11 protein-coding genes and 1 tRNA gene are annotated in these 13,476 nt (G+C 60.5%); 6 read left to right on the plus strand and 6 right to left on the minus strand.

Features of this window, described 5'->3' with window-relative positions:
* The coding region (locus ABL922_RS12835) for an insulinase family protein (RefSeq protein ID WP_349024606.1) at positions 1-760 on the plus strand (760 nt) is incomplete at its 5' end.
* 7 nt (positions 761-767) lie between these two features.
* Here the strand turns inward: ABL922_RS12835 and ABL922_RS12840 are convergent.
* A complete protein-coding gene (locus ABL922_RS12840) occupies positions 768-920 on the minus strand; it encodes a hypothetical protein (RefSeq protein WP_324332578.1) in 153 nt (50 codons plus the stop codon).
* Positions 921-1,097: 177 nt separating this feature from the next.
* On the opposite strand from ABL922_RS12840, the gene purS reads away from it, so the two are divergent.
* Together purS and purQ are read left to right on the plus strand one after the other, a co-directional pair.
* Positions 1,098-1,331, plus strand: coding sequence for a phosphoribosylformylglycinamidine synthase subunit PurS (purS, locus tag ABL922_RS12845; protein WP_349024607.1), 234 nt, complete (start codon positions 1,098-1,100; stop codon positions 1,329-1,331).
* A gap of 5 nt (positions 1,332-1,336) precedes the next feature.
* Positions 1,337-2,002, plus strand: a complete 666-nt coding sequence (purQ, locus tag ABL922_RS12850) for a phosphoribosylformylglycinamidine synthase subunit PurQ (protein WP_349024608.1) — start codon at positions 1,337-1,339, stop codon at positions 2,000-2,002.
* On the opposite strand, the gene ABL922_RS12855 is transcribed toward purQ, so the two are convergent.
* Both ABL922_RS12855 and ABL922_RS12860 read right to left on the minus strand, forming a co-directional pair.
* Positions 1,955-2,350: a hypothetical protein gene (locus ABL922_RS12855; protein ID WP_349024609.1), complete on the minus strand. Its 396-nt coding sequence runs from the start codon at positions 2,348-2,350 to the stop codon at positions 1,955-1,957. The genes purQ and ABL922_RS12855 overlap by 48 nt on opposite strands.
* A 5-nt stretch (positions 2,351-2,355) precedes the next feature.
* On the minus strand, positions 2,356-3,087 hold the full coding sequence (locus ABL922_RS12860) for a queuosine precursor transporter (protein WP_349024610.1): 732 nt from the start codon (positions 3,085-3,087) through the stop codon (positions 2,356-2,358).
* Between the two features lie 58 nt (positions 3,088-3,145).
* Here ABL922_RS12860 and ABL922_RS12865 point away from each other — a divergent pair.
* Positions 3,146-3,222 (plus strand) — tRNA-Arg (locus ABL922_RS12865).
* Position 3,223: 1 nt separating this feature from the next.
* On the opposite strand, the gene ABL922_RS12870 is transcribed toward ABL922_RS12865, so the two are convergent.
* Positions 3,224-4,717, minus strand: coding sequence for an aldehyde dehydrogenase family protein (locus ABL922_RS12870; RefSeq protein ID WP_349024611.1), 1,494 nt, complete (start codon positions 4,715-4,717; stop codon positions 3,224-3,226).
* Positions 4,718-4,900: 183 nt separating this feature from the next.
* Between ABL922_RS12870 and ABL922_RS12875 the strand changes: the two genes are divergently transcribed.
* Positions 4,901-6,076: an acyl-CoA dehydrogenase gene (locus ABL922_RS12875; protein ID WP_349024615.1), complete on the plus strand. Its 1,176-nt coding sequence runs from the start codon at positions 4,901-4,903 to the stop codon at positions 6,074-6,076.
* A 113-nt stretch (positions 6,077-6,189) separates the two neighbouring features.
* Here ABL922_RS12875 and ABL922_RS12880 read toward each other — a convergent pair whose 3' ends face one another.
* On the minus strand, positions 6,190-10,824 hold the full coding sequence (locus tag ABL922_RS12880) for an NAD-glutamate dehydrogenase domain-containing protein (protein ID WP_349024612.1): 4,635 nt from the start codon (positions 10,822-10,824) through the stop codon (positions 6,190-6,192).
* Between the two features lie 196 nt (positions 10,825-11,020).
* On the opposite strand from ABL922_RS12880, the gene ABL922_RS12885 reads away from it, so the two are divergent.
* Complete coding sequence (locus tag ABL922_RS12885; protein ID WP_349024613.1) at positions 11,021-12,358, plus strand: dicarboxylate/amino acid:cation symporter; 1,338 nt, start codon at positions 11,021-11,023, stop codon at positions 12,356-12,358.
* Here ABL922_RS12885 and ABL922_RS12890 read toward each other — a convergent pair.
* On the minus strand, positions 12,359-13,476 hold a 1,118-nt coding region (locus ABL922_RS12890; RefSeq protein WP_349024614.1), incomplete at its 5' end, for a class V aminotransferase.

The raw sequence follows: 13,476 nt of genomic DNA on the forward strand, positions 1-13,476 counted from the left end.
TTTTGACAAGTTGAAAGCGGCGATTGGCGGCCAACTCAAGTCGGGCGGAATAGAAATCGGTCTGGTCGGCGATGTCGATGAAGCGCAAGCAATCGACATTGTTGCGCGCACCTTTGGTGCATTGCCTGAACGGTCGGGCAAAGCGTTCGATTTCGGCGACGCCAAGGCAAGCCGCTTCACCGACACCTATGGCACCCACAGCCTGTATCACAGGGGCGAAGCCAACCAGCTCAGCTGGCGGCGGGTCTGGTCTACCAATGATGACAGCGATTTTGGTGAGGAACAGACGATGTCGCTGCTCGCCGACATCGCGCGCATCCGCCTGATCGACGAATTGCGCGAGGGGCTGGGCGCGACTTATGGCGCGGGCGCTGGGTCGGACATGTCCGACGTCTATCCGGGGCGTGGCACATTCACTATCTCGACTAGCGGCGACCCCAAGGACCTCGAAAAGATTGAAACTGCGGTGGACAAGGTGGTTGCCGAACTGCTCGCAGGTCCGGTCGCTAGCGACTTGTTTGAGAGGGCGCGCAAGCCAACGCTTGAAAGCTATGCAGACTGGAAAAAGCGCAATGCGACATGGATGGACATCGTCGATGAGGCGCAATCGGCACCGGATCGGTTGCAACGATTCCGGATCAGCGAACAGCAATATCGTGCGATAACACCGCAACAGGTTTGGGCAGCGGCGAAGCGCTATCTGGATCCAGCGAAAAGCTATACTTTCAGGGTGCTGCCGAAAGGGGTGGCTGCAAAATGAACCTCGCTCAACCCTTGGTCTTATAGCCGCACAATATGCCGAGAACGAAGGATAGGAACAGCGCGAGTTGCACTTCGTGGAGCGTATATTGGCTCCAGCCGAAAATCTCGTTTCCAAAACCGAAGACGCCGACAAAAAGCGCCGCTGCAAGCCCGACCATATGACCACCTTTGCGGCTCTTCGACCGCCATTAACCCTTTCGGTGAACCGCCCTATAGCGGACAAGGTCAAACAAGGGTTCGCAGGTCCGGTTAGCCCAAATTAACCCTGTTGCCCCCCTTGTTTCCCTGACCGGCAAAGCTATAGGGGGCGCAGATTCCGCAACTGGGGCCGCGCCATGAAAACCCGCATTTTTGTTACGCTGAAAAACGGGGTGCTCGACCCGCAAGGCAAGGCGATCCACCACGCGCTTGAAGGCCTTGGCTTTCAGGGCGTTAGCGATGTCCGCGCCGGTCGGCTGATCGAGATCGAACATGAACCGGGCATCACGACGGCACAGCTCGAGGATATGTGCCGCAAGCTGCTCGCCAATATGGTGATCGAGAATTTCGAGATTGAACAGAAAGGCTGATCGCTATGCGCGCCGCAGTCATCCAGTTTCCGGGTTCCAATTGCGACCGTGACATGGCGGTCGCCATCCGCGAGGTTACCGGCGCCGAAACCTCTTTGGTGTGGCACCGTGAGACCGAACTGCCCGCCAATCTTGACCTAATCGCGGTTCCGGGCGGCTTTTCCTATGGCGATTATCTCCGCTCTGGTGCGATGGCCGCGCGTTCGCCGGTGATGCAGGCGGTGGTTGCTTCGGCGGGCCGGGGCGTGCCGGTGCTCGGCGTATGCAATGGCTTCCAGATCCTGACCGAAGCAGGGCTTTTGCCCGGCGCCTTGATGCGCAATGCCGGCATCCGCTTTGTATGCCGCGAAGTGAAGCTGACCGTTGAAAACAGCCAGTCTATCTTCACCAGCCGCTATCAGGCGGGCGAGGAAATCGTTATTCCCGTCGCGCATCATGACGGCAATTATTTCGCCGACGAAGCCACGCTCGACCGCTTGGAAGGCGAAGGCCGCGTGGCGTTCCGCTATGCCGAGCAGGTCAACGGCTCTGCGCGCAATATTGCAGGCATTTTGAACGATGCAGGCAATGTCCTTGGAATGATGCCGCACCCCGAACGCATGATCGAGGCAGTGCAGGGCGGATCAGACGGTCGGCGGCTCTTCGAAGGGCTGATCCGCGAGATCGCCTGATGCCTCCGGTTTTGGCAGTTTCGGCTTAGGCTGAAGCCAGCGACCCACCAGCAGCAAAACCGTCGGCCAGAACATCGTGTTCCAGATATCGTGCCAATGCGCGGCATCGGGCTGAAGTGTATTGGCGACGCCTTCGGCCTTCATGTCGATCCATTCGACCGTGCAGGCCATTGCTAACACAGCGAGCCACGCCAATATCCAGCCGCCGCGCCAACGCCAGAGCAGCCGAACCAGCAGGAACAGCCCCATCCCCGCGTAAATATGCAGCGCATCCTTGGCGAGGCCGGTTGCCTCAAGCGCGACGAATTTGAACTGCTGGAAATCCAGCGGCGTATAGCCAAAGAGCATCGACGTCAGACCTGCGTCTTGAAGGGGGTGAAGTTGGTGCCTTCGTCAAACAGATCGACACCTTCCTTGCGCTTCAGCCAGCCGACAACGGCATAGGTGACTGGGGTCAGCACCACTTCCCACAGCACTTTGAGGCCCCAATTGGTTACCATTACGGTGATCACCGCCTCATTCTCCCAGACGCCCCAAAAGGCGAGCGGATAGAATATCAGGCTGTCTACGCCCTGCCCGACCACCGTCGAGCCAATGGTGCGCGACCATAGATGCTTGCCCTGCGTCCAGATCTTCATCCGCGCCATGACGTAGCTGTTGACGAACTCGCCCGCCCAAAAGGCGACAATTGAGGCCAGCACAATACGCGGCACCTGGCCAAACACGCTTTCATAGGCCGCCTGCCCTTCCCAGCCATCGGCAGGCGGCAGGCTGACGACCACCCAGCTCATGAAGGCCATGAAGATCAGGCCCGCAAACCCGGCCCAAATCACCCGCCGCGCGCGTGCATAGCCATAGACTTCGGTCAGCACGTCGCCGATCACATAGCCCAGCGGGAAGAAGAGGATGCCCGCTCCAAATACCCAAGGCTCTCCGCCAATTTCGATCGCAGCAGGCTTGGCCGCACCGATCACATTGGACAGCAGCAGCACCGCGACAAAGGCCGCCATTACAAAGTCATAATAGCGGAAATGCCGCCCAGCCATTTCGGCGGCTGAATGGGCTTCGATTGATGGATTGCTCATGCCGTTGCCATATCCCGCTTTGCAGCATCGCGCAAAGCGGTTATTGCGCACCCAGCGCGCGCCCTTAGCTCAGCTGGATAGAGCGCGAGACTTCTAATCTTGAGGTCGCAGGTTCGACTCCTGCAGGGCGCGCCACTCAGCCTATGTCGAACTTGACGCCCTGGGCCAGTGGCAACTCGGAACTGTAATTGATCGTGTTGGTGGCGCGGCGCATATAGGCTTTCCAGGCGTCGGAGCCGGACTCGCGCCCGCCGCCGGTTTCCTTTTCGCCGCCAAAGGCCCCGCCAATCTCAGCGCCTGAGGTGCCGATATTGACATTGGCTATGCCGCAATCGCTGCCTGACGCCGACACGAAGAGCTCTGCTTCGCGCAGATCAAGCGTGAAGATTGAGGAGGATAGCCCCGCGCCAACGCTGTTCTGCAGCGCGATGGCATCGTCCAGCATCGAATATCGGAAGACATAAAGGATTGGCGCGAAAGTCTCGCGTAGGGCGGGTCCCGTATGGTCCGCCATTTCGACGATGGCGGGGCGCACATAGACGCCGGGTCGGTCGAGGCGTTCGCCGCCGTGAATCTTCGCACCCATGCCTTTGGCGTCGTCCAACGCGGTTTGCATCCGTTTGAGCGCGTCTTCGTCAATGAGTGGCCCTGCCAGATTGGCGGTATCCAGCGGATCACCGACCGGGATACTCGCGGCGGCGGCCTTCAGCTGTTCAACAAAGCCGTCATACACCGCATCATGCACGAACAGGCGGCGCAGGCTGGTGCAGCGTTGTCCGCTGGTGCCGACGGCCGAGAAAAGCACCCCGCGCAAGGCAAGATCAAGGTCGGCTTTGTCGCCGACAATCGCGGCATTGTTGCCGCCTAATTCGAGGATGGTTTTGGCAAAACGCGCCGCGGCCACCTGCCCAACTGCACGGCCCATCGCGGTGCTGCCGGTGGCAGACACCAACGCAATGCGGGGGTCGGCAACCAGAGCTGCGCCGGTATCGCGCGCGCCGATGACAACCTGCGACAGCCCGTCGGGCGCATCCTCGAAATCAGCCAACACCTTATCGAGCAAGGCCTGCACCGCCAGCGCCGTCAGCGGGGTCTTCTCCGATGGCTTCCAGACGATGCTGTTCCCGCACACCAGCGCCAGCGCCGCATTCCACGCCCAGACCGCGACCGGAAAATTGAATGCTGAAATGATGAGTATCGGCCCCAGCGGGTGCCATTGTTCCATCATCCGGTGGCCGGGTCGCTCGCTCGCTATGGTTAGCCCGTGCAATTGCCGCGACAGGCCCACGGCGAAGTCGCAGATGTCGATCATCTCCTGAACTTCGCCCTCACCTTCGCTGATGGGCTTGCCGCATTCGATGGTGACGAGGCGAGCGAGGTCTGCCTTATAGTCGCGCAGGATATTGCCAAAACGGCGCACAAGTTCGCCTCTGCTGGGGGCGGGGACGGTGCGCCATTTTAGGAAGGCGCTCTGGGCGCGATTCAGGGTCGCGTCGGTTTCGGCAGAGGTTGCTGTTGGAACTGAACCAACTTGGCTGCCATCGATGGGGCTATGGACGGAGACGTCGCCACCGGGTGCAGCTGCGTTTAATTGTCCAAGCAGATATTCGACGTCGGTTTGAATCGACACTGATGCCTCCCCAAGGCGTCATCCTGAACTTGTTTCAGGATCCATTTCGCCTTTCAAACTCCGCCCTTAGCTGCACGATGGACCCTGAAACAAGTTCAGGGTGACGGTTTCTGATGAAACTTGTTTCGTCCCGATGAAAAGTCTAGCGAGCCGGAAACGCAAATGGAGATTCCCATGGCCGAAATGGCAGCCTTTGACTGGTCCGATCCCTTTTTTCTCGATGATCAGCTGACCGAAGAAGAACGCATGATCCGCGACGCGGCGCATGGGTTTGCGCAAGACGAATTGCAGCCTCGCGTGATCAAGGCTTTTCGCGATGAAGTCGATGCGCCGGAACTCTTTCCGTTGATGGGTCAGGCTGGGCTGCTCGGCGCGACCATTGCGCCGGAATATGGCGGCGCTGGGGCCAGCTATGTCTCCTATGGCCTGATTGCGCGCGAAATCGAACGCGTCGATTCGGGCTATCGTTCGATGGCGTCGGTGCAGTCGAGCCTCGTGATGCACCCGATCAATGCTTATGGTTCGGAAGAACAGCGCCGCAAATATCTGCCCGGTCTGGCAGCAGGCAAGCTGATCGGCTGCTTCGGCCTGACCGAGCCCGATGCGGGTAGCGATCCTGCGGGCATGCGCACCGTCGCGAAAAAGGTTGATGGCGGCTATGTGATCAACGGCAGCAAGACTTGGATATCGAACGCCCCCTTCGCCGACGTCTTCATCATCTGGGCGAAAAGCGAAGCGCATGGCGGCGGCATCAAGGGCTTTATCCTTGAAAAGGGCATGAAAGGCCTGTCAGCGCCCAAGATCGAGGGCAAGCTCAGTCTGCGCGCCTCGACCACCGGCATGATTATGATGGACAATGTCGAGGTCGGCGAAGACGCGCTGCTTCCTGAAGTGCAGGGGCTGAAAGGCCCGTTCGGTTGCCTCAACCGCGCGCGCTATGGCATCAGCTGGGGTGCGCTGGGTGCGGCCGAATTCTGCATGCATGCCGCCCGCCAATATGGCCTCGACCGGCACCAGTTCGGAAAGCCGTTGGCCGCAAACCAGCTGTATCAGAAGAAACTCGCCGACATGATGACCGACATCGCGCTTGGCCTGCAGGCGTCATTGCGTGTTGGCCGCCTGATGGACGAAGGCCGTTTCGCGCCCGACATGATCTCGATCGTCAAGCGCAACAATGTCGGCAAGGCATTGGACATCGCCCGGCAGGCGCGCGACATGCATGGCGGCAACGGTATCTCGGAAGAATATCAGGTCATCCGCCACATGGTGAATCTCGAAACGGTCAACACCTATGAAGGTGCGCATGATGTGCATGCGTTGATATTGGGTCGCGCGATAACTGGGATTGCGGCGTTTTGAGTTGACTCCCCTCCCGCTTGCGGGAGGGGCCGGGGGAGGGCCTGCAAGGGCTCAAGGCTCGCTACGCTCGCTCCCTCCCCTAACCCCCCTCCCGCAAGCGGGAGGGGGATATGTTACCGCCCCAGCAACGTCCGTGCCTGTCCCGCAATCTGCGCAAGCATAGCTGGCGTCGGCAAACCACCCCGCCGTGCCCGGTCGATCATCGAGCGGAACATCGCCACACGGTCGCTATGCTTGCCTAGCCATGCGGTAACCGCATCGGCATCGGCCACCTTTTGACGGCGCAGGAAATCGAGCCGCATCGCCTGAAAATCGCGCGCAAGGCCCGCAACCAGCAAGCGCTCCCACGGATCCTTGGGGTCCATCTGCATCGCGCTGTTCTGCGCCCAGCCAAGGCCCAGCGTATCGCCCAATAGGACAAATGCCTTGGTGAGCGCCTTGGGATCCGCCTTGCGCTCGGTTGCCAGCGCGGCCAACCCGATGGCGCCATCGAGTTGCGCAATACGGACCAGTTTCGCGACCAGCTTGGCTGGCGCCCCTCCGGCGGACAGCTTGTCGCCATAGGCTTCGGTCTGCGCCGCAACATCCGGAGTGAGCAATTCCTTGCGCGCAGTCGACAGTTCTTCGATGACCGGTGCATAATCACCAATCGCGGTGCCGACGCTGCGGCCTTCCTTGCCGTTGCGGATCATGTCCGCCATATGTGCGCGGGTTTCGACCGCGATCTGCTGGAACAGCATGATGCGCGTCGCTTCCGGGATTTTCGCTTCATCAATTTCGGCCCATAGCGCGGGCAGATCGAACAGTCGTTCGGCAATTGCGAATGCCTCGACGACGATACCGAGCGTGCAGCCTTCCTCTTCGGCCAACTCGAACGGATGCAACATGCCCATGCGGTTGATCATGCGATTGGCGAGCTTGGTCGCGATGATTTGCGGACGCAGCCGGTGGTTGAGGATCGCTTGCGCGTGCGCCGCTGCCATCGGTTTGGGGAACGCCGCGAGCAATTCACCGTCCATCGCGCTGTCAGCGGCGAGCGGACTATGTTCGGCCGCATCTTGCGCTGCCAGCTTGGCCGTCGACAACAGCACGGCGAGTTCGGGCCGGGTCAGGCCATGGCCCTCGGCTTCCCGGCGCAAATATTCGTCATTGCCTTCCAGCCCCTCAACCGCGCGGTCGAGCTTGCCCTGGCTTTCAAAGATTTCCATCAGCCGGACATAGGCAGGCAGATCGCCTGCCCCACCGCTTTCCGAAATCGAAAGCGCCAGCGTCTGCAGCCGGTTGTCCTCTAATACCAGTTCGGCGACATCATCGGTCATGCTGGCGAGCAGTGTATTGCGCGACTCAATTTTGAGTCGGCCCGCCGCCATCTCGGCGTTGAGCGCGATCTTGATATTGACCTCATTATCCGAACAATCGACGCCCGCACTGTTGTCGATAAAGTCGGTGTTGATGCGCCCGCCCTTCAAACCAAAGGAAATGCGCGCAGCCTGCGTCACGCCAAGATTGGCACCTTCGCCGATGACCTTGGCACGCAGATCCTGCGCATTGATGCGGATCGCGTCGTTGGCGGGGTCGCCCACCTCGACATTGGCTTCGCTGGCATCCTTCAAATAGGTGCCGATGCCGCCGAACCAGATCAGCCCGACGTCAGCCTTGAGGATCGCCTTCATCAGTGCGGCGGGTTCCATCACGTTGTCTTCAACGCCGAGCAGTGCACGCACTTCGGGCGAAAGCTTGATCTCTTTCTCGCTGCGCGCAAACACGCCGCCGCCCTTCGAAATCAGCTTGGCATCATAATCGAGCCAGCTGGAACGCGGCAGGTTGAACAGCCGCTGCCGTTCTTTCCAGCTTGCCGCCGGATCGGGATTGGGATCGAGGAAGATGTGGCGATGGTCGAACGCCGCGACCAGCTTGATCGCCTTGGACAGCAACATGCCGTTGCCGAACACGTCGCCCGACATGTCACCCACGCCCGCAACCGTTACCGGTTCCTTCTGCACATCGATGCCCATTTCGGCAAAGTGCCGCTGGACTGATACCCAGCCGCCCTTGGCGGTGATCCCCATCGCCTTATGGTCATAACCCACCGAGCCGCCCGAGGCGAAGGCATCGCCCAGCCAGAAACCGCGTTCGAGCGCGATGGCATTGGCAACGTCAGAGAAGGTCGCGGTGCCCTTGTCCGCCGCAACAACGAAATAGGGATCGTCGCCATCGCGGATTACCACGCTGTCGGGATGGACAACCTTATTCTCGACCAGATTGTCGGTGATCGACAGCAAGGTGCGGATGAAGATGCGATAGCTTTCGGTGCCCTCGGCGAGCCATGCGTCGCGGTCGACACGCGGATCGGGCAGGCGCTTCGGATAGAAACCCCCCTTGGCCCCGGTCGGCACAATCACCGCATTCTTCACGCGCTGTGCCTTCATCAGCCCAAGGATTTCGGTACGGAAATCGTCGCGCCGGTCGGACCAGCGCAGCCCGCCACGCGCCACCGGCCCGGCGCGCAGGTGGATGCCTTCTACGCGGGGGCTATACACAAAGACTTCGCGCCAGGGGAGCGGAGCAGGCAGGCCCGGCACTTTTGCGCTATCGAGCTTGAACGCCAGCGCCTCTTTCGCGGCTGGCGCGAAGGCGTTGGTGCGCAGCGTGGCTTTCACCACCGCCTGCATCAGGCGCAGGATGCGGTCTTCGTCCGCCGCCGCCACCTTGGCGAGGCCAGCCTTGATTTCCTCGTCAAGCTTTACCGCCGAAACCCCGCGGTCTCCGGCAAAATCAGGGTCGTGCAACGCCGTGAACAGAGCCACAATCGCGCGCGCAATCCCGGCATTGTTGCCGAGGGCGGCGACTACCGTGGGCACGCCATAATTGAGGCCGGTCTGGCGCAGATAACGATGCCAGGCGCGCAGCCAGACGACCGACTGCGGATCGAGCCCGGCAATGGTGATCAACTGGTTGAAAGCGTCATTCTCGGCCTTGCCGTCGATCACCTGCGTCAGCGCGGTTTCGACAACATCTTTGCGCGCAAACAGCGGGGCGGTCGACACGCCACTGCGCAGGCCGAGATGGAAATCGTGGATATAGGCAATCTCGCCCAGCGCGGTCGGCACCTGTTCGATCACGTTGAAACCGAAATTTTCGAGCACCGGCACAATGTCAGACAACGGCATCGCCCCGCCTGCATTATACACCTTCAGGCTGAGCGTGCTGTCGTCCTTGTCCTTGTCGGATATCAAGCGCGAAACGCGGCTATGGTCGCGCTCCATCGCCAGCAGGCCGATCATGTCCTGCGCGGCTTCCTCGACCGGATAGGCCATGCGGTGCGATTGCGGGAAAGCGGCGGCATAGCGTTCCATCAGCGCTGCGGCACGCTTCTCGTCAGTTGCTCGTGCAAGCTCTGCCTCGACAGCGGGCTCCCAGCCGCGCACCATCAGTTGCAGGCGGCGATCCAGCGCGGCTTCGTCGATTTCTACATTGCGGTCTTCAAGGTCGAGCAGATAACGCAGCAGACCGATCCCGCCATCCTCAAGCCCGATTGACCAGCCGAGAACACTTGCCCCCTTGGTCTCGGTCAGCATCGCCTCGATCGCGCGGCGCAAGCCGGTCGAAATCTCGTCGCGCGGCAGCCAGACGAACACAAACACATGCCGCCCCAGCGCCGAACGCACCGCAAGCATCTTCGGCCGCGGCCGGTCGGTGAGCGACATTGCGGTCAGCGTCACCCTTTCCAGATCGGCGCGGCTGAACGACACCAGCAGGTCGTGCGGCAGCGAAGTCAGCGCGTGCGACATCGCCTTACCGGCATGGCCCGACGGGTCAAACCCATAGCGGGTAAGTAGATCGGAAAGCTGGGTGCGCAGCAGCGGAATACGCTCGGGCGGGGTTGCCAGCGCGTTGCTCGTCCACAGCCCCCCGGTCACCGCCAGTCCCTTGATCTTGTCGCCATCGCGCACCGGCACGACCAAAATGTCGAGCTGCACCGAGCGATGTACGGTCGACACCCGACTTGATTTGAGGATCAAAGGCGCCTGCCCGCCTTCGGCAAAAAAGCTGCGCGCACGGGTGACGCTTTCTTCGGAGAGCAAGGCGGTATCGCTCGACCGGGCCAGCCCCAGCCGCGCCTCACGCTCGCCATCGCCGATGATGCGTTCATGCGCCAGCACGGTCATCGCGCCATCCATGAACCAGCGCATCAAAGCCGCGCCTTCGCCTTCGGGCAGGCTGTCGGCATCTTCGGACATCGCGCCTTGCATCTTGCGCCAGTCGGTCACCGCACAACGCACATCTTCGAGCACGGCGGCGAGACTGTCCGCCAGCGCACGCCGTTCCTTGGCATCGACACGCGCGGTTTCGACATAGATGAAGCTCTCGCGCTTGCCCGTCGACCCGCGCTTCTCGCTGAGGCTGGTGAGCGTGCCGAAGGCATCGCGCTCTACATCGACCACCGGATGGATCAGCCTTTCGATGGCGACATTGGCGCTGGCCAGCGCAGCCGCAACCGAATCCACCAGGAACGGCATGTCGTCATTAATCAACGCCACACGCATCGCCAGACGTCCGCTGGCATCGGAAAAAGTGTCAACCGCAACATTCGACTTGCCGCTTGCGCGCTTTGCCGCGGTTGCCAGCATGAACTCGACCGCCTGCGCCTGCGCATCCTTGCCAAAGCCGTCAATCTCGCCGGGCAAAGTGCGCGCCAATATTGCAGCCAGCAGGGGTTTCGCCAATTTGGGGTCGGCACTCGCCATGATCGTTCGCTCCGCGTGGTTCGGGGCCTTTCGCCCCTTTTGATTTTCCAAGTCCTATGCCCCTGTTAGGACGGCCAAACAACCGGATAGTTGCGTTTGAAACGAAATTTACGCTGCGGAAACGGATGCGCTTGCCGTGCGGTGACCGCTCGGTTACGACAGCGCCGGAACAGATAAAGATTAAGGGGAAGCGTGAATGGACCGGCGGCTGACTTTGTATATCCTGCTTGGGATGGTGCTGGGCCTGATCGTGGGTGCGACGCTGTTCTACACAGTCGATCCGGCAATCATCAAGGAATCGATTTCGCCCTGGTTCAAGCTGCTTTCCGACATATTCCTCAATCTCATCAAACTGCTCGTCGCACCGTTGATCCTGTCGACCATCGTGGTCGGTATTGCCCATATGGGCGACAGTTCGGCTTTGGGCCGGATAGGTTTTCGCGCGATCAGCTGGTTCATCATCGCCAGTTTCATTTCGATCGGCCTCGGCCTGCTCATGGTCAATTTGCTCGAACCCGGGGTTGGGGCACCCATCCCTGATGCTGCTGCCGCAGTTGCGGCCGTCGGTGAAGTCAAGGAGCTGAAGGCCACCGAGTTCATCCTCTCGATCTTCCCCAAAAACGCGTTCGAAGCGATGGCAACCAACAATATCCTGCAGATATTGGTCTTCTCGCTGTTTGCCGGTGTAGCCCTGGCAGCCCTAGGCGAAAAAGGCGCTGCACTTGTCCGTGGCGCCGATGCCCTTGCCGAAATGATGCTCCAGATCACGGGCTATGTGATGCGCTATGCCCCGATTGCGGTTTTTGGTGCGCTGGCCAATGTGGTGGCCGTCAACGGACTGGGTATATTGAAAATCTATGTTGAGTTGCTGGTGGAATTCTACTTCGCACTCCTCATTCTCTGGACGATCCTGCTGACGCTTGGCTGGGTGTTCCTGCGCAATCGCATCTGGACGCTGATCCGCTATATTCGCCAGCCGCTGATGATCGCTTTCTCGACCGCCTCGTCCGAAGCGGCGCTGCCCAAGATGTTCGAACAGCTCGACCGCTTCGGCGTGCCGCGCCGCATATCGGGCTTCATCCTGCCATTGGGCTATAGCTTCAACCTTGACGGCTCGATGATGTATATGAGCTTTGCGACGATCTTCATCGCGCAGGCCTATGGCATCGACCTGCCGATCGCCACGCAGATTCTGATTCTGCTGACGCTGATGATATCGTCCAAAGGCATCGCTGCCGTTCCGCGCGCGTCACTGGTCGTCATCACCGGTACGCTCGCGATGTTCGGGCTGCCTGTAGAAGGCGTCGCGATTATCCTCGCCATCGACCAGTTCCTCGACATGGGGCGCACCGCAACCAATGTCGTTGGCAATGCGGTCGCCACTTCTGTCATCACCAAATGGGAAGGCATGCTTGAGGTCGAAGAACCCGAGTTCGTCGAGCACCCCCACGCCCCGGCGCACACTGCAGCAGGCGGCAAGGCAGGGCTGGAACTGGCCGAGGATATGGTCGAGGACGAGCGGACGAAGAGGTAATCAGATGCTTCGCAGGATATCGACCAACCGGTCCACATCCTGCGGATCTTGATAGATGCCAAAACCGATCCGCAACACATAGCCGCGCACATCGGTGATGACATTCCGCGCCTCCAGTGCGGCATGCAAGTCAGGCGCAGAAGTCCCACGATAAGCAAGAAAGCGGGAATGTGGGCCATCGCCAAGCGTATTAAGCAACTCGAACCTGGGCATTGTATCCGCCTCGACAAATTGGCGCTGCAGCGCCTCGACATGCGCCGAGACGGCACCCATCGTCAGCCCCTCGCCATCCAGCATCCGGCGCACGGCATTAAACCGGTACAGGCCCGAAGCATCGAAAGTGCTGCCCAGAAAGCGCCCGCCATCTTGCGCATAGCCGACCGCGCCGGGTGGTAAAGCCAGATCCTCAAAGGCAGCGTACCAGCCGGTGATAACCGGCCTTGGAGCAAATCCCGGCGGTGCATGGAGGAAGCAGATCCCCTCCCCCGCCATCGCATATTTATAACCGCCCGAGAGGTAGAAGATGCGGTCGGCAACCGCCGATAGATCGGTCTCAATCGCCATAAAGCCATGATAGCCATCGACCACCACCCAAGGGCCTTCAGGTCTGGCAAGTGCCGCCAAGCTTTCAAGGTCGCTTATGATCGCGCCGGAATTGAACAGCACGTGGCTTGCAAAAATCAGGTCGAAACCACCTGCCTCTGCCGTCGCCACCAGCTCGTCCGCCGGTGCACTCACCAATAGCGCCTCCCCTGCCTCGACCCAGCGGGCCATCTGGCGGCGAAAGCTGTGAAACTCACCATCGGTGGCCAGCACGCGTACCGGCCGCTTCGGGATTGCCGAAAAGATACGGACGAGGAAGTCGTGCGTGTTCGGCGAAAAGGATAGGGTCGCAGGATCGGGCAGTTTCAGCTCGTGGGCGATATGCCGCTGCGCCTCTTCCCACACCGGCCCCATGATGCGACCCCATTTGAGATCCGCCAGCCGCGCCGCATCCTCCCATGCCTCGACCTGTCCGTCAAAGCTGGCGTCGGGCCAGAGATGGTGGCTGTGCGCTGCGAAGTGCAACCGGTCGGAGTTGGCCGAAAGCGCGCGGGAGAAGAGATGTTTGTAGGTCA

The organism is Sphingorhabdus sp., from assembly GCF_040079335.1.
Lineage (GTDB): Bacteria > Pseudomonadota > Alphaproteobacteria > Sphingomonadales > Sphingomonadaceae > Sphingorhabdus_B.